Below are 15,205 nucleotides of genomic sequence, written 5' to 3' on the forward strand. Positions count from 1 at the left end.
TCAGCCCCGGGCCAGGATGCCGTCGATCTTGTCGTTGGCGTCCTTGAGGAGCTGGTCGATGTCGGCGTCCTTCTTGGTGAGGACGGCGGAGACGGTGCCGTCGAGGACGGAGTAGATCTGCTGGGCGTCCGGCGGCTCGATCTTCATCTGCAGGGACTGGTTGCCGTCCAGGAACGCCTGGTAGTTCTCCACCGGCACGTTGGCGTTGGCCTTCTTGACCGCCTGGTCCTTGGCGTCGGCGGCGCCGGTGAACAGGCGCGGCTCGGGCAGGCCGACGGGCGCGTTGTTCTTCTTGGCGCGGGCGTAGTCCCCGAGGAAGCCGTCACCAGGGGTGAGGAACATGGAGTCGAGCCACTTGAGGCCGGCGCGGATCTGGGCGGGCGTGTCCTTCTTGTTGAACATGTAGCCGTCGCCGCCGATGAGCGTGCCCTGGCCGCCGGGCATCGGGCCGAGGGCCAGGTCGTTGTAGTTGCCGCCCTTCTCCTTGACCAGGATCGGGATGTTGTCCGGCGCCGAGAGGTACATGCCGAGCTTGCCCGAACCCATCATCTGCTGCACGTCGTTGATGATGAGGAGCTGCTTGCTGCCCATCGAGTTGTCGGTCCAGCGCATGTCGTGCAGGTTCTGCAGGACCGCGTGGCCCTGGGGGGTGTCGACGGTCGCCGACTTGCCGTCGGCCGACACCACGTCGCCGCCCTGCGAGTACATCTCCGCCGTGAAGTGCCAGCCGCCCTGGTTCTGGGCGCTGTAGTCGGCGTATCCGACGGTCCCGTTGCCGAGCGCGGCGATCTTCTTGGCGTCCGCGCGGACCTCTTCCCAGGTCGTCGGCGGCTGGTCGGGGTCGAGGCCGGCCTGCTGGAAGAGCTTGCGGTTGTAGATCAGGCCCATCGAGTAGCCGGTGCGCGGGATGCCGTAGACCTTGCCGTCGACGGTGTAGATGTCCCGCAGCTGCTTCTGGATGGTGTCGTAGCTCTTCAGCTCCTTGAGGTACGGCGTGAGGTCGGCCGCCTGGTTGATGTCCACGACGTGCTTGGCGTCGGTGAAGTACGTGTAGAACACGTCCTCCATCTGGCCGCCGGCCAGCTTGGCGTCGAAGGTCTTCGGGTCCTGGCAGGGGAACGCGTCGTGCGCGACGACGTCGATGTCCGGGTTCTTCTTCTCGAAGGCGGCGATGTCCTGGTCGAAGAACGACCGGTCGACCTTGGCGCTCTTCGGCGGCTCGCAGTTGACGGTGATGCGTGTCTTGCCGCTGCCCGCGTCGTCGTCGCCCGACCCGCAGGCCGAGGCGGAGAGCGCGAGCGAGGAACAGACGCCGAACGCGACGAGAGCACGGCGGAACCCGGTGCTGGACATCGGTGACCCCCCAGAACAGGAGCAGTTGGGCGCCGCACCGGGACCGGTGGGCGCCGCACACTCAAGCACCGGCAGCACCGCCGCGCAAGATGTCACGCAGAATCTGTAATTATTCGACAGGGGATTGGATCTGGTGCGCCTCAGGCTTTCGGCGCTTGCGCGGTCGACCCCCTGACAACCAGCTCCGGCTCGAACAGCAGCTCCTCCGCCGGCACGACCGCGCCGCCGATCTGTGCGTTCAGCAGCTCGACGGCGGCCCGGCCCATGGCCTCGATCGGCTGGCGGACGGTGGTGAGCGGGGGTTCGGTGCAGTTCATGAACGCCGAGTCGTCGTACCCGACGACCGAGACCCGGGCGGGGACCTCGAGCCCCTTGCGGCGGGCCGCGCGGACGGCGCCCAGAGCAAGGGGGTCGCTGGCGCAGATGATGCCGGTGACGCCCCGGTCGATGAGCCGGGACGCGGCCGCGTGACCGCCTTCGATGGAGAAGATCGCGCGGGCCACGAACTCGTCGGGCACATCCCCGATGGCCCGCGCGGCGGCCAGCTTCCGGGCCGAGGGGACGTGGTCGCCGGGGCCGAGGACCAGGCCGATGCGCTCGTGCCCCAGGGAGGCGAGATGCCGCCAGGCCTGCTCCACCGCCACCGCGTCGTCGCAGGACACGCCCGGGAAGCCGAGGTGCTCGATGGCCGCGTTGACCAGCACCACCGGGATGTTGCGGTCGGCGAGCAGCCGGTAGTGGTCGTGCGGCGCCTCGGCCTGGGCGTAGAGACCGCCGGCGAACACCACGCCGGACACCTGCTGTTGCAGCAGCAACTCCACGTAGTCCGCCTCGGAGACCCCGCCCTTGGTCTGCGTGCACAGCACCGGCGTGAGGCCGAGCTGGGCCAGGGCGCCGCCGATGACCTCGGCGAACGCCGGGAAGATGGGGTTCTGCAGCTCGGGCAGGACCAGACCGACGAGCCGGGCGCGTTCACCGCGCAGCTGGGTGGGGCGCTCGTAGCCCAGCACGTCGAGGGCCGAGAGCACCGCCTGCCGGGTCGCCTCGGAGACGCCCGGTTTGCCGTTGAGCACCCGGCTGACCGTGGCCTCGCTGACCCCGACCTTTTTGGCCACTTCCGCAAGTCGTCGTGTCATGCCCGCAAGACTAGCGCAAGATACGCAAGCTTTTTGCGTAACGTCACAAGGCCCGGATCACACCCGGCTGGCGGTCGCCGTGTCCGCCGACAGTCTTTGCGCAACGTAGATCGGGACGACGGACAGCAGGACGAGCACGGCCGCCACCACGTTCACCACCGGTGCCTGCTGCGGGCGGGTCATGTTGTCGAAGATCCACAGGGGCAGGGTCTGGACGCCCGGCCCGGCGGTGAAGGTGGTGACCACGATCTCGTCGAAGGAGAGCGCGAAGGCGAGCAGCCCGCCCGCGAGCAGCGCCGAGCGCACCAGCGGGAAGGTGACGTCGACGAACGCGCGGAAGGTGTCGGCGCCCAGGTCGGCCGCCGCCTCCTCGTAGCTGCCCGAGGTGCGGCGCAGCCGGGCGACGACGTTGTTGAAGACGATCACGACACAGAAGGTGGCGTGCCCGACGACCACGGTGAACAGGCCGAGCCCGACGCCGAGCGGCTCCAGGACCGTGCTGAACGCCGAGTTGAGGGCGATGCCGGTGACGATGCCGGGCAGCGCGATCGGCAGGACGACCACGAAGGAGAGCGCGTCGCGGCCGAAGAAGCGGTACCGGGCGACCGCGAACGCGACCAGGGTGCCGAGCACCAGGGCGATCGCGGTGGCGCCCAGTCCCGCCTTGACCGAGGTCCACAGCGCCTCGCGGGCACCGGAGCTGTGCCAGGCGGCCGACCACCAGCGCGTGGTCAGACCGGGCGGTGGCCAGCTCGCGCTGCGGTCGGGGTTGAGGGAGTTGACGAGGACCAGCAGCAACGGCACGTAGATCACGGCGAAGCCGAACCCGGCGGCGACGCGCAGCGCGATCCGCGCGGAACGGGAGAGTTGCACGGCGGGCTCCTCTACAGGCTGCTCAGTGCGCCCGTACGGCGCATCGCGAGCAGATACAGCACGATGACGACGACGGGGACGGTGGCGAGCGCGGCGGCCATGGGCAGGTTGAGTTCGATGTTGGCGTAGACGAGGTTGCCGATGAGCTGGGTCTTGCCGCCGACGATCTGCACGGTGATGTAGTCACCGAGGCTGAGCGAGAAGGTGAACACCGACCCGGCGGCGACCGACGGCAGCACCATCGGCAGGACGACGGACCGGAAGGTCCGCCCGGCCCGGGCGCCCAGGTCCGCCGACGCGTCGAGGAGGTTGTCGGGCAGCTGCTCCAGGGCGGTGTGGATCGGCAGGATCATGTACGGCAGCCACAGGTACGTCAGGGTGAGCACGGTGGCCGGCAGTCCGAAGCCCGGGCCGCTCAGGCCGAAGGGCTTGAGCAGCCAGTCGGCGAGCCCGCCCTCGGACAGGATCAGCCGCCACGCGTACACCTTGACCAGGTAACTCGCCCACAGCGGCGTGAGGATGGCGACCACGAGCAGCGGGCGCCGGCTCGGCCTGGCGATGCGGGCGGTGTAGAAGGCGACCGGGAAGGCGATCACCGCGCACAGGGCGGTCACCGCGAGGGCGACGCCGACGCTGCGCAGGATCACCTGCCGGTACACCGGCGTCGTGAACAGCTCGTGGAAGTTGTCCGTCGACCACACCTTCACCACCTCGGAGGTGAAGGAGTCCGTGGTCCAGAACGCGGAGACGAACAGCACGGCCAGCGAGCCGAGGTAGAGCACGGCCAGCCACAGCAGCGGGGCGGTCAGCAGCAGGGCGAGGCGGAGCCGGGGGCGCCGGTGCAGCGCCCCCGCGGTCCGGGTGAGCAGGGCCATGGGTCAGCCCTTGATCTCGGTCCAGGCCTGCACCCACTTCGCGTACGGCACGCACTTGACGTCGGTGCGGCCGTCCAGGCACTGCTCGATGGGCGTGTTCCAGAAGGCGATGTTCTTCCAGTAGGTCTCGTCGGCCGCGTGGTAGGTGGTGCAGAAGTTCTTGTCGCTGGTCAGGTCGCAGGCCTTGGCGTTGGCCGGGGCCTCGCCGAAGTACTCGGCGACCTCGGCGTTGACCTTCGGGGAGACGATCCAGTTCAGCCACTGGTAGGCGCAGTTGGGGTGTTCGGCCTTGGCGGAGACCATCCAGGTGTCGGACCAGCCCGTCGAACCCTCCTTCGGCACGAAGGCCTTCACCTTCGCGCCCTCGTCGGCGGCCAGGTTGGCGATGACCTGCCAGGTGGTGCCGATGACGGAGTCGCCGCTCTTGAAGGCGGAGATCTCCTTGAGGTAGTCGCTCCAGTACTCGCCGATGTCCGCGTTCTGCTTCTTCAGCAGGGCGACGGCCGCGTCGAACTGCTTCTGGTCCAGCGCGTAGGGGTCCTTGATCTTCAGCTCGGGCTTGGTGGCCTTGAGGTACAGGGCCGCGTCGGCGATGTAGATCGGTGAGTCGTACGCGGTGACATGGCCCTTGTACGTCGCCGCGTCGTCGAAGACGGCGGACCAGGAGGTGGGCGCGGGGCTGACCTTCTCGGTGTTGTACATCAGCAGGTTGGCGCCGCGGCCGTGCGGGATGCCGTACATCTGGCCCTTGACCGAGTTCCAGGCGCCGTTCTTCAGGCCGCTGAAGATGTCCTTGTAGTTCGGTACGAGCTCGGTGTTGACCGGGGCGGCGTCGCCGGAGGCGATCAGGCGCAGGGAGGCGTCGCCGGAGGCGGAGACGGCGTCGTACTGGCCGGTCTTCATCAGCTTGACCATCTCGTCGGAGCTGGCGGCGACCTTGGAGTTGACCTGGCAGCCGGTCTGCTTCTCGAAGTCGGTGACCCAGTCCACCTTGGGGTCGTCGGAGCCGTCCTCGACGTAGCCGGCCCAGGCGATCAGGTTGACCTCGCCCTCGGACTTGCCCAGCTTGGCGAGGGGTTCGAGGTCGGGCGGGTTGAGTCCGGACGAGGAGCCGGAGCCGGAGGATCCGCAGGCGGTGGCGGCCAGCAGCAGCGCGGCGCAGGCGGCCGCGGCGCGAAGACGGTTGAGGCGCACGACGTACTCCATGACGTGAGGGACGGCGGGTCAGTCGGGGACGTGGACGGTGTGCCGGCGCTGCCAGCGCAGCCGGACGCGGGTGCCGCGGTAGGCGGCGACGTCCTCGGCGGAGGTGTCGAGGTTCTGCTGGAGCGCGGTGAGCCGGCCGCCGCCGTCCAGGTCGACCAGGAAGCGGGTGGCGTCGCCGAGGTAGACCACTTCGGCGACGGTGCCCACGGCGGTGGCGTGCCCTTCCTCGTGCGGGGTGGTGGTCTCGTCGAGGACGCGGATCTTCTCGGGCCGGATGCTGTGGGTGCCACTCTCGCCGAGCACGCGCAGGGCGGCCTCGCCGGTGAGCAGGTTGGAGGTGCCGACGAAGGAGGCGACGAACGCGGTGGCGGGGCGTTCGTAGATCTCGGCGGGGGTGCCGACCTGTTCGATGCGGCCCTGGTGGAAGACGGCGACGCGGTCGCTCATCGTCAGGGCCTCCTCCTGGTCGTGGGTGACGAAGACGAAGGTGATGCCGACCTCGCGTTGCAGGGCCTTGAGCTCGATCTGCATCTGCTCGCGGAGCTTGAGGTCGAGGGCGCCGAGGGGCTCGTCGAGGAGCAGGACGCGGGGGCGGCCGACGAGGGCGCGGGCGAGGGCGACGCGCTGGCGCTGGCCGCCGGAGAGCTGGGAGGGGCGGCGGCCGCCGAAGCCTTCGAGGCGGACCTCGGCGAGGGCCTTGCGGGCCCGGACCAGGCGTTCGGCCTTGGGGACCCGGCGGACCTTGAGGGAGTAGGCCACGTTCTGCTCGACGGTCATGTGCGGGAACAGGGCGTAGTCCTGGAAGACGGTGTGCACGTCGCGTTCGAAGGGGGCGCGGCGGGTGACGTCCTGCCCGGCGAGTTCGATCGTGCCCGAGGTGGGGCTCTCGAAGCCGGCGACCATGCGCAGGACGGTGGTCTTGCCGGAGCCGGAGGGGCCGAGCATGGAGAAGAACTCGCCGTCCCGGATCTCCAGGTCGACCCCGGCCACGGCGGTGGTGTCGCCGAACGACTTCCGCAGATCCCGCAACCGGATCGCGCTGGCCTCCATGGGCGGGAACCTTTCTGCCGCTCTCTTGCGTTGCACCTGGTGACCGGAAAGATATGAAGTCATAGTTCAAAGCTCAAGACCCTTCTGAGGTAAAGCTTGGGTCAACGCATAGGGTGGTGGGCCGTGAGACAGCAGCAGACGGACGGCGGCGCCCGAAAGGCCGTCTTCGCCCCGGTGGACACCGGCGCGCGGGTGGACGCCGTGGTCCGCCGGATCGGTGACGCCATCGAGCTCGGCCTGCTCGCCGACGGGGAGCAGCTGCCCGGCGAGACCGAGCTGGCCGGACAGCTCGGGGTGTCCACGGTGACCCTGCGGGAGGCGCTGATGGCACTGCGCCAGCAGGGTCTGGTGGTCACCCGCCGGGGCCGGGGCGGCGGCAGCTTCGTGTCCTCCCCCGAGGTGCCCGACCTGGAGCGGCTCACGGAGCGGCTGCGCGGCTGGAGCCCCGAGGAGCTGCGCGACCTCGGCGACCACTGGGCGGCCCTGTCCGGCACCGCCGCCCACCTCGCCGCGCAGCGCACCGAGGACCACGACCTCGACCAGCTCCGGCGCACCACCGAGGAGTTGCGCGGGGCGCCGGACGCGGCGGCGCGCAGCCGGGTGTACGGCCGCTTCCACGTGGAGCTGGCCGCCGCCGCGCAGTCGGCCCGGCTCACCCGGGAACAGGTCGCGCTCCAGACGGAGATCGGGGCGCTGCTCTGCCTTGTGCTCGGTGACGACGAATATCGTGAAGAGGTGGCGGACCGTCACCGGTCCGTAATCTCGGCCGTGCAGGATGGGGCGCACACATCGGCCAGGGAGCTGGCCGAGCGGTGCGTACGGGACTCGACGGCACGGCTCATCGCCCTGCGGCTGGCCCTGTAGCCGCGCCGTACCCGCTCCCCCGTCCGCCGGAGGACACCATGAGCCGCAGCACCGTCCCCTCCGGCCCGGTGACGGCCACGCTCGACGCCGCCGAGGAGTACGTCGCCGCGCGGGTCGGTGACGCCCTGGAGGCGGTGTTCGACGCCGTGGCGGCGACCCGCGCGGACACGGCCGCGCTGCTGGCCCGGGTGGCCGCCGAGGGCCGCCGGGCGGTGACCGCGGACCTGGCCGCGCTCCGGCCCGGGCTCCATCTGCGGCTGGTCCGGCAGGAACTGGTCTCCGGTGTCGGGTTCGTGGCCGCGCCCGGGATGCTGGCCGACGTCCCGGCCTGGCTGGAGTGGTGGCAGAGCGACGCCTCCGGGGACGTGCGGCCGCTGCTCCTCGACCTCGACCCGCGCACCTCGGCCTACTCGGACTACACGCACTGGGACTGGTTCGCGCTGCCCCGGGACACCGGGCGGCGGGCGGTGGCCGGGCCGTACGTCGACTACCTCTGCTCGGACGAGTACAGCCTCACGCTGTCGGCGCCGGTGGAGGTGGGCGGCCGGTTCCTGGGCGTGGCCGCCGCCGACGTGTACCTGCGGCACTTCGAGGCGGCCGCGCTGCCGCTGCTGCGCCGGCTGCCGGGACCCGCACGACTGGTCAACGCCCGCGGCCGGGTGGCGGCGTCGTCGGACCCGGCACAGCTGGCCGGTTCACTGACCAAGGGGCCGGACTTCGCGGCGGTCCTGGAGAGCGGGCGGCCGGGCACGTTCGGCGGACTGCGGCTGGTGCCGTGCCTGGGCGTGCCGCTGGTCCTGGTCGTGGCAGGCGGCTGAGACGGGGCCGAGGCTGAGGCAGCGGTTGTGACGGGGCCGAGGCTGAGGCAGCGGTTGTGACGGGGCTGACGTACCGGCGAGGCAGCGCTCGATGCGGCACAGCGGCACGGGCAGGGGCGAGACGGCGGGCCGGACGTCACCGGCGTCCGGCCCGGCGCCGTCGGCGACCTGAACGCCGACGGTGCCGGGTCAGCCTTCGGGGGCCGGGACGACGGTCAGATGGGCGCCCAGGCCGCCGGGCCGCCGGGAGCGGCGCGGGGCGGCGGGGCGGGGTACGGCGCGCAGCACCAGGGTGTAACGCGCGTAGCCCATGTCCTGAAGGGTCTTCGGGGTTTCGCCTACGACCCGGCACTCGACGGCGCCCAGCAGCGGGTCCGGGTGCAGCAGCGGCCGGACGGCTCCGTCGAGCTGCGCGCCGTCCTCTCCGACCACGCGCAGCCAGTGCGGCAGGCCCTGCCGGAAGGCGGCCTCCATGATGGGGTCCTGGGCGATCTCCCGGCGGATCGTCTGGAGTTCGTGGTCGTGGCCGTACCGCTCCAGGGTGGTCTTGAACTGCGCCAGCATCGGCAGGCACCAGCCCGCCTCGTGGGCACCGAGGACCGTTCCGGCGTCCGGGTGGAACAGGACGAAGCGCAGGAAGTTGTCCCCGGGCATCGCGGTCGGATGCGGGGCGACCTCCCGGAAAAGTGTCTCGAACGCGTCGTTGGCGAGCACCACGTCCCAGCGGTGGTCCACCACCAGCGAGGGAAAGGGGACGGCGTCCAGCAGTAACGCGTAGTCCTGGAGATACGCCTGGGCCTCCAGGCCCTCGGGGACGGGCCGCGGCGCCGGCCGCCGCCCACCTGCCTGATATGCCATCGGGAGGTCACCCCTCTTGCCTATGCGGCCTTCTCGCGGCGATGTGATCCTGCTGCTCCACCCTGAGTCATGTCAACTATCGTGGCATTTCATGCCTGTTGACGTCCGAAATTGGCCACAGTTGTGGCGAGACCTGGATGTGAGTTCGAACCACCCGCTAATCTCCGGGGGGTTCATGCGGGGAGGTTCACGGCAGTGCCTGTGAGAAGTCCCTGATTCCCCTTATTTTCCTGATTTCCCTGAGAGACGTAGGAGTTCTGTCGGTGACGGATGGCTACGAGGATCCGGGCGCCACGGCGACCGCCCAGCTGCCGGCCGCCGTCGCCCGCGTCACCGCGCTCGCCGACCGGCTGGGCGTGCCGCACGCCGAGGTGTTCCACGTCGGACGGCTCTCCTTCGCAAGCGGTGTCCCCGAACCCGTGGTCCGGGCCCTGCTGACCGGCCGCCCAGCGGGCGAGCCCGATGTCCAGGCCCGCTTCCTGCAACGCCTCGACCTGCTGCGCCGCACCCGGCTCAAGGCGAACGGCCGCAAGCACACCCAGCAGGAGATCGCCGACGGCGCGGGCATGTCCCGGCAGCAGGCCGGCGCCCTGATCAACGGTGACCGGCGGCCGACCATGGAGCACTGCGACGCCCTCCAGCGCTTCTTCCGCGTGCACGCGGGCTTCCTCACCGCCGAGGACCCCGAGGCGCTCGCCGGTGCCCTGCAGCGCGTCGAGCAGGAGCTGCTGCAGAAGCTGGCCGACCGGGAGCGGGCCGCGGCGGAGGCGGCCGAGGACCCGCTGGAGCGGCTGCTGCAGGACCACGGGGTGCGCGGGATCGCCTGGCGGGCCGCCCAGCTGCCCACCGACCAGCACCGGGACAAGGTCGCGGAATGGCTGGACATGCTCCTGGAGAGCGTCAAGCGACCCGAGTCGTGAGCCGAGAGTCGTGAGCCGAGGGAGAAGAGTGGGCATCGGCAAGGACATGCGCCGGCTGAGCGGTGAGCTGGTCGGGGAGCTGACCCTGCCCGCGCCCGCCCCGCCGCAGGAGCTGTACCGGGCGCTCTGCGACGCGATGGGCCGCCGCCGCGGCCGCCGCGTCCAGTTCCGTACGGCGGTCTTCCCGCCCGGCACGGCCAGCGGACTCTGGCTCGACCTGGCCGACCGCGATCTGGTCGTCGTCGAGGAACGCACCGTGCCCGACCACCAGTTGGTGATCCTCGGCCACGAACTGTGGCACATGCACGCCGAGCACTGCGGCCATGACGTGGAGGGGGTCGGGGTGGCCGCACGGCTCCTCGGCGCTGCGGTCGGCGGCGGCGCGGGCACCGGCACCGGCACCGGCACCGAGGCCGACCAGGCCGCGCTTCAGGCCGCCGTCCAGCGGGTGGCCGCCCGTACCCGCTTCGACCGGGCCGAGGAACGGGACGCGGAGACCTTCGGGCTGCTGCTGGCCACCAAGTGCCGGACCTGGCTCGCCGGTTCGGCCCTGCGCGGGCCGGTGCGCCGGCACGACGTGGCGGGCCGCATCGAGGTGTCGCTCGGGTACCTGGGGAAGTAGGCGGCACGGCCTGGGGGCCGCCGTCGGCGCGGCACGGGCTCAGGTGGCGCTGCGCTCGCTCGCCTCGCGCAGGTCCTGCTGCGCGGATGGCCCGTGGCCGGTGCCGGGGCGGCCGTCGCGGAGCAGGGTGCGCCAGTGCTCACGGCTCCAGTCCGCCGGGGCGGTGGTGGCCGTGAACTCCTGGACCAGGGCGACGAACCGGGCCGGGTCGGCGTGGAACGGGAAGTGCCCGGCGCCCTCGAAGATCTCCAGCCGGGCGCCGGGCATCGCCTCGTGGGCGCGGTGGGCGTGCCGTACCGGGACCACGCTGTCGCGGTCGCCCCACAGGAGCATGGTCGGCATGCCCTCGGTGAGATAGCAGCGGTCCAGCATGGTGACGACCTGGCCGCGCCAGTCGACGACCGCGCGCAGGGTGCGTACGAAGGCGTTGCGGGAGGTCTCGTCGGGGAGCGCGTCGACCAGGGTGAGCAGTTCCGGGGCGTCCTGGCCGAGGCCGGTATCCAGGAGTTTCAGCAGGCGTACGGCCAGGCCCACTTGGAGCCGCATGCCGGGCAGCCGCAGCGCGGACAGCATCAGGTGGGCGCCGGGGAGCGAGACGAGCCGGAGCACCGGGTTGACCTCACGGCCCACCCCGCCCGCACTGACCAGGATGAGCCGTTCGGTGCGCTCGGGGAACTGGTAGGCGAACTGCATGGCGACTCCCCCGCCGAGCGAGTGCCCGACCAGGGTCGCGGACTCGATGCCCAGGGTGGTCAGCAGATCCCGCACCCCGTTGGCGTAGGCGGCGACCGAGTAGTCGGCCCGCGGTTTGTCCGACTCGCCGTGACCGAGCAGGTCGGGGGCGATCACGGTGTGGGTGCGGGCGAGGTCGGGGATGAGCCGGGCCCAGGTCGCCGAGGAGTCCCCGATGCCGTGGATGAGGACCAGGGCGGGCCCGTCCCCGGCGATGCGGTAGGCACGCCGGTAGCCGTGCACGACCCGGTGGCGCGCCACCAGTTCCCCGTCGCCCACCGGGCGCAGGTGCGCGGAGCGCTGCGGACGGCTGGGCACCGCTTCTGCCACGGCTCGGCCTCCCCCGCTGTCCCGGGCTCGCTGCGGCCCGGCCGGATTCCTCTCCTTCCAGGGTAGGAAGCCTTTTCCCCAGGGCGTTTCGGTGAGGTTTCGCCTCCGCTAAGCGAGCGAACCGAGGCCTGGCGCGGGGGCGTTGTCAGTGGCGACCGGCAAGCTGGGGGGTGTGCACCGCACACGCGGTGTGCCCGCGCCGTCCGGGCGCGTGACCTCGACGACCGACGGGGAGAGCCGACCGATGCACACCGCCGTACTGACCGACCGTGAGCGCGCCGCCGTCCAGGCCTATCTGAGGCTGCTGCACACCGTGCGCGCGGCCTTCGACGGGCCGCCCGACGCGCCTCGCCCCTTCATGGTGCCGCCGGCCGTGCTCGCCGAGGCCGAGGAGGCACTGGCCGGGGCCGGACTGGCCGGCAACGAGAAGGCGTTCTTCCGGCTGCTGCACGACTGGTGTCCACCCACCTGAGCCGGCGCGGTGCGTCAGGGGTGCGGCACGACCACGGACGAGGTCAGTATGCCGTGCCCCACGCTCCAGCGGCCCTCGAAGAGCTGCAGCCGCCGCCCGCCGACCTCCGGTCCGGGGACGAGGAGGCGGGCGCGCAGGATGCCGTGCGGCCGCTCACCGGGCTCCGGGACGAGCTCGATGTCGGCCTCCATGAAGTCCAGCCACTTTCCGGTGAGGGGGAACCACGCCTTGTAGACGGATTCCTTGGCGCTGAACAGCAGGCGGTCCCAGTGCACGCCGGGCCGCTCGGCCGCGAGCCGGGCGAGCCGCTGCCGCTCGGCCGGCAGCAGCACGGTCTCGGCGACGCCCTCGGGGAGCGCGGCGTGCGGTTCGGCGTCGATGCCGAGGGAGGCCAGGTCGGCGGCGCGGACCAGGGCGGCGGCGCAGTAGCCGTCGCAGTGGGTCATGCTGCCGGCCAGCCCGTCCGGCCAGCGTGGGGCGCCGCGCTCGCCGCTCACGACGGGCTGCGGCGGGACTCCGAGCTTCTCCATGGCGCTGCGGGCGCAGGCGCGCACGGCGGCGAACTCACGGCGGCGCTTGGGCACGGCCCGGGCGACCAGCGCCGCCTCCTCGGGGTAGAGCGGGGCCTCGCGGATCGCCTCGTCACCGAGCATCTCCACGGCCACCACCGAGTCCGGGAGCAGCTCCTCGATCACCGGTTCCGACCTCCATCGGCAGAATGCGGCGCAGCCGGCCCGGTTCCCCGGACCGCTTGCGCCACTCGCGGGGGTATCCCACGGAGACCTCTTCGAAGCGGACCCCGTCGTGCCAGGTGGTCCGGGGGATGTGCAGATGACCGTAGACCATGGTCGCGACGCGGAACCGGCGGTGCCAGTCGGCGGTGCGGGTGGTGCCGCACCACATGGCGAACTCCGGGTACCAGAGCACGTCGGTCGGGTGCCGGTCCAGCGGATAGTGCCCGGCCAGCACGGTCGGCAGGTCCTCGGGCAGTTCGGCGAGCCGGCGTTCGGTGGCCTCGACCCGGGCTTGGCACCAGTCCTCGCGGGTCGGGTAGGGGTCGGGGTGCAGCAGGTACTCGTCGTTGCAGACGATGCCGGTGCCGTGCGCGTAGGCGAGGCCCTCCTCCTTGGTGGCGCAGCCGGCCGGCAGGAAGGAGTAGTCGTACAGCAGGAACAGCGGTGCCACGACGACCGGGCCGCCGGGGCCCTCCCAGAGCGGGTACGGGTCCTCGGGGGTGACCACGCCCAGTTCCCGGCAGAGGCCGACGAGATGCTCGTAGCGGGCGACTCCGCGCAGGGTGACCGGGTCCTTGGGATGGGTCCACAGGTCGTGGTTGCCGGGCGCCCACAGCACCTTGGAGAAGCGGCCTGCAAGGGTCTCCAGCGTCCAGCGGATGTCGGCGACGGTCTCCGCGACGTCTCCGGCGACGATCAGCCAGTCCTCGTCCGATTCCGGACGCATCTTCTCGACGAGTTCGCGGTTCTCGGGGTACGAGATGTGCAGGTCGCTGATGGCCAGCAGCTGCCCGGCACCGGCCGTGGACTCCACCCCGTACCCCTTCCGATCATGTCGTCGGCCCCCACCACAACACACTTCGGGGGCCGCGAACAAGACCACCCGGCCGACGGCCCGTCAGCCGTCACCCGGCCGGTTCCGTGCCGGTTCCGGGCCGTCAAGGAAACCGGCGCGGACGGTGCAGGAAAACGCGCGTGGACAGTACGGGGAAATCCGTAACACTGGCGTTGCACGCGGGGCCCCTTGAAAGCCGTATGATCCCCCCTAACACCACCGCCACGAACTTCCCTTCGTCCAGGGCGGTTTGGTGACCCTCCAACCACCCTGCCCGGGCACGGGCCCGCTGACCCCTGCCCGAAAACCCCGAAAGGCGGCTTTAATGCGCTCTCGCGTACGCGTCTGGCTCAACCGCACGTACGCGGAGAACGTGTTCTTCATGGATCAGCTGCGGAGAAATCCCAGCGACCGGGCGGTCGACATCCATGCGACGCACGGTGACGCCGACTCCCCCGTGCTGGCCGCCGCCGACACCGCCGACCTGGAGCCGGAGGGTCTGTCCCCGGCCGGCTATGTCGAGTACGCCCTCGACCAGTGCCAGCGCCGTGGCATCGACGTCTTCGTGCCCCGGCTGCACCAGTCGACGATCGTGGCCCACCGGGCCGACTTCGAGGCGGTCGGCACGGCCCTGCTGGCGCCGACGCCGGAGGCGACCGCAGTCTTCGAGGACAAGGCGACCGCCTACGAGGCGGTGAGCTCGGTGGGCGTCCCGGTGCCGCCCTGGTCGCGGGTCCGCACGGCGGACGAACTGGTCGCGGCGGTCGAGGAGTTGGAGGCCGGCGGCCACAAGGCCTGCTTCAAGCCGGCCGCCGGTGCGGGCGGTGTGGGTTTCCGGGTGATCACGCGCGCCCCCTTCTCGCTCTTTCACCTCAACGGGTTCCCGGGGCCGTACGTCCAGCTCGACCTGGTCGTGGACGCGCTGCGCCGCGCCGACCAGCCGGTGGACTGGCTGGTGATGCCGCGGCTTGAGGAGCCGGAGGTGTCCGTCGACTGCCTCACGGGGCCCGACAACCGGATCCGGATGGCCGTGGGCCGCACCAAGAAGGGGCGCCGGCGCGGGTTCACCCTCGACGAGCAGTGGCTGAAGCCGGCGCGGATCATCGCCGAGGGCTTCGGGCTGCACTACCTGTCCAACATCCAGTTCCGCATGTACGGCGACCAGCCCGTGCTGCTCGATGTCAACACGCGTCCAGCTGGGGGATTGCACCAGCTGTCGCTCTGCGGGGTCAACGCGCCGTGGGCGGCCGTGCAGCTGGCACTGGGCGAGGACCCCGGGGTGATCGAGCCGCCGTTCCTGGGGCAGGACTATGCGGTGGTGTCGGGGCCGCGGCACGTGCTGAGCGGGCCGGTGGCCCGCGAGGAGGCCGACGTGGTGTTGGCGCCCGCGTTGCCCATGGAGGTGGAGCCGGTGGACGCTGCGGCTGCGGTGTTGCCGCTCTAGGTCGTCGGCCGGGTGCGGCGCCGTCGTGGTTGCTCGCGCACTTCCCCGCGCCCCTGGGTTTCTCATCTCACCGGTATGGACCA

Annotated in this window: 16 protein-coding genes; 6 read left to right on the plus strand and 10 right to left on the minus strand. The window is 71.3% G+C overall.

The window, feature by feature from the left end; all coding sequences use genetic code 11:
* The 6 genes from ACFWPQ_RS32375 to ACFWPQ_RS32400 all read right to left on the minus strand — a co-directional run bounded on the left by ACFWPQ_RS32375 (position 1) and on the right by ACFWPQ_RS32400 (position 6,493).
* Positions 1-1,353 carry an ABC transporter substrate-binding protein gene (locus ACFWPQ_RS32375; protein WP_384042549.1) on the minus strand — a complete coding sequence of 451 codons (1,353 nt, stop codon included), beginning with the start codon at positions 1,351-1,353 and terminating at the stop codon, positions 1-3.
* 140 nt (positions 1,354-1,493) lie between these two features.
* Positions 1,494-2,489, minus strand: coding sequence for a LacI family DNA-binding transcriptional regulator (locus ACFWPQ_RS32380; protein ID WP_384042553.1), 996 nt, complete (start codon positions 2,487-2,489; stop codon positions 1,494-1,496).
* 57 nt (positions 2,490-2,546) lie between these two features.
* Entirely contained in the window at positions 2,547-3,362 is an 816-nt protein-coding gene (locus ACFWPQ_RS32385) for an ABC transporter permease (RefSeq protein ID WP_384042556.1), read from the minus strand.
* Between the two features lie 11 nt (positions 3,363-3,373).
* Entirely contained in the window at positions 3,374-4,237 is an 864-nt protein-coding gene (locus ACFWPQ_RS32390; RefSeq protein WP_361305128.1) for an ABC transporter permease, read from the minus strand.
* Positions 4,238-4,240: 3 nt separating this feature from the next.
* The gene (locus ACFWPQ_RS32395) at positions 4,241-5,443 is read right to left on the minus strand and encodes an ABC transporter substrate-binding protein (RefSeq protein WP_384042560.1); all 1,203 of its coding nucleotides are present in this window, start codon (positions 5,441-5,443) and stop codon (positions 4,241-4,243) included.
* A gap of 18 nt (positions 5,444-5,461) precedes the next feature.
* Positions 5,462-6,493, minus strand: a complete 1,032-nt coding sequence (locus tag ACFWPQ_RS32400) for an ABC transporter ATP-binding protein (protein WP_384042562.1) — start codon at positions 6,491-6,493, stop codon at positions 5,462-5,464.
* Between the two features lie 123 nt (positions 6,494-6,616).
* On the opposite strand from ACFWPQ_RS32400, the gene ACFWPQ_RS32405 reads away from it, so the two are divergent.
* Together ACFWPQ_RS32405 and ACFWPQ_RS32410 are read left to right on the plus strand one after the other, a co-directional pair.
* A complete protein-coding gene (locus ACFWPQ_RS32405; protein WP_384042565.1) occupies positions 6,617-7,357 on the plus strand; it encodes a FadR/GntR family transcriptional regulator in 741 nt (246 codons plus the stop codon).
* 38 nt (positions 7,358-7,395) lie between these two features.
* Positions 7,396-8,175: a hypothetical protein gene (locus ACFWPQ_RS32410; protein ID WP_384042568.1), complete on the plus strand. Its 780-nt coding sequence runs from the start codon at positions 7,396-7,398 to the stop codon at positions 8,173-8,175.
* Positions 8,176-8,364: 189 nt separating this feature from the next.
* Here the strand turns inward: ACFWPQ_RS32410 and ACFWPQ_RS32415 are convergent, their stop codons facing one another.
* Entirely contained in the window at positions 8,365-9,033 is a 669-nt protein-coding gene (locus ACFWPQ_RS32415) for a hypothetical protein (protein ID WP_384042569.1), read from the minus strand.
* A 263-nt stretch (positions 9,034-9,296) separates the two neighbouring features.
* On the opposite strand from ACFWPQ_RS32415, the gene ACFWPQ_RS32420 reads away from it, so the two are divergent.
* Both ACFWPQ_RS32420 and ACFWPQ_RS32425 read left to right on the plus strand, forming a co-directional pair.
* A complete protein-coding gene (locus tag ACFWPQ_RS32420) occupies positions 9,297-9,953 on the plus strand; it encodes a helix-turn-helix domain-containing protein (RefSeq protein WP_384042571.1) in 657 nt (218 codons plus the stop codon).
* 46 nt (positions 9,954-9,999) lie between these two features.
* The gene (locus tag ACFWPQ_RS32425) at positions 10,000-10,575 is read left to right on the plus strand and encodes a M48 family metalloprotease (protein WP_384042805.1); all 576 of its coding nucleotides are present in this window, start codon (positions 10,000-10,002) and stop codon (positions 10,573-10,575) included.
* A gap of 39 nt (positions 10,576-10,614) precedes the next feature.
* Here ACFWPQ_RS32425 and ACFWPQ_RS32430 read toward each other — a convergent pair whose 3' ends face one another.
* Positions 10,615-11,595, minus strand: coding sequence for an alpha/beta fold hydrolase (locus ACFWPQ_RS32430; RefSeq protein WP_384042808.1), 981 nt, complete (start codon positions 11,593-11,595; stop codon positions 10,615-10,617).
* Between the two features lie 286 nt (positions 11,596-11,881).
* Between ACFWPQ_RS32430 and ACFWPQ_RS32435 the strand changes: the two genes are divergently transcribed.
* Positions 11,882-12,109, plus strand: a complete 228-nt coding sequence (locus tag ACFWPQ_RS32435; RefSeq protein ID WP_361305144.1) for a hypothetical protein — start codon at positions 11,882-11,884, stop codon at positions 12,107-12,109.
* A 14-nt stretch (positions 12,110-12,123) separates the two neighbouring features.
* Here the strand turns inward: ACFWPQ_RS32435 and ACFWPQ_RS32440 are convergent, their stop codons facing one another.
* Together ACFWPQ_RS32440 and ACFWPQ_RS32445 are read right to left on the minus strand one after the other, a co-directional pair.
* Positions 12,124-12,804, minus strand: a complete 681-nt coding sequence (locus ACFWPQ_RS32440; RefSeq protein WP_384042574.1) for a 4'-phosphopantetheinyl transferase — start codon at positions 12,802-12,804, stop codon at positions 12,124-12,126.
* Positions 12,752-13,657, minus strand: coding sequence for a metallophosphoesterase family protein (locus tag ACFWPQ_RS32445; protein WP_384042577.1), 906 nt, complete (start codon positions 13,655-13,657; stop codon positions 12,752-12,754). Before ACFWPQ_RS32445 ends, ACFWPQ_RS32440 begins: the two co-directional genes overlap by 53 nt.
* Before the next feature lie 346 nt (positions 13,658-14,003).
* Between ACFWPQ_RS32445 and ACFWPQ_RS32450 the strand changes: the two genes are divergently transcribed.
* Complete coding sequence (locus tag ACFWPQ_RS32450) at positions 14,004-15,122, plus strand: ATP-grasp domain-containing protein (protein WP_384042580.1); 1,119 nt, start codon at positions 14,004-14,006, stop codon at positions 15,120-15,122.
* Positions 15,123-15,205 lie beyond the last annotated feature (83 nt).

The organism is Streptomyces sp. NPDC058464, from assembly GCF_042721035.1.
In the GTDB taxonomy this organism is placed as follows: domain Bacteria; phylum Actinomycetota; class Actinomycetes; order Streptomycetales; family Streptomycetaceae; genus Streptomyces.

Coding starts and splice junctions, on each gene's coding strand:
- ACFWPQ_RS32415 (WP_384042569.1), bottom strand. CDS start 9,033: ATGGCATATCAGGCAGGTGGGCGGCGGCCGGCGCCGCGGCCCGTCCCC.
- ACFWPQ_RS32390 (WP_361305128.1), bottom strand. CDS start 4,237: ATGGCCCTGCTCACCCGGACCGCGGGGGCGCTGCACCGGCGCCCCCGG.
- ACFWPQ_RS32395 (WP_384042560.1), bottom strand. CDS start 5,443: ATGGAGTACGTCGTGCGCCTCAACCGTCTTCGCGCCGCGGCCGCCTGC.
- ACFWPQ_RS32410 (WP_384042568.1), top strand. CDS start 7,396: ATGAGCCGCAGCACCGTCCCCTCCGGCCCGGTGACGGCCACGCTCGAC.
- ACFWPQ_RS32375 (WP_384042549.1), bottom strand. CDS start 1,353: ATGTCCAGCACCGGGTTCCGCCGTGCTCTCGTCGCGTTCGGCGTCTGT.
- ACFWPQ_RS32450 (WP_384042580.1), top strand. CDS start 14,004: ATGCGCTCTCGCGTACGCGTCTGGCTCAACCGCACGTACGCGGAGAAC.
- ACFWPQ_RS32425 (WP_384042805.1), top strand. CDS start 10,000: ATGCGCCGGCTGAGCGGTGAGCTGGTCGGGGAGCTGACCCTGCCCGCG.
- ACFWPQ_RS32435 (WP_361305144.1), top strand. CDS start 11,882: ATGCACACCGCCGTACTGACCGACCGTGAGCGCGCCGCCGTCCAGGCC.
- ACFWPQ_RS32400 (WP_384042562.1), bottom strand. CDS start 6,493: ATGGAGGCCAGCGCGATCCGGTTGCGGGATCTGCGGAAGTCGTTCGGC.
- ACFWPQ_RS32380 (WP_384042553.1), bottom strand. CDS start 2,489: ATGACACGACGACTTGCGGAAGTGGCCAAAAAGGTCGGGGTCAGCGAG.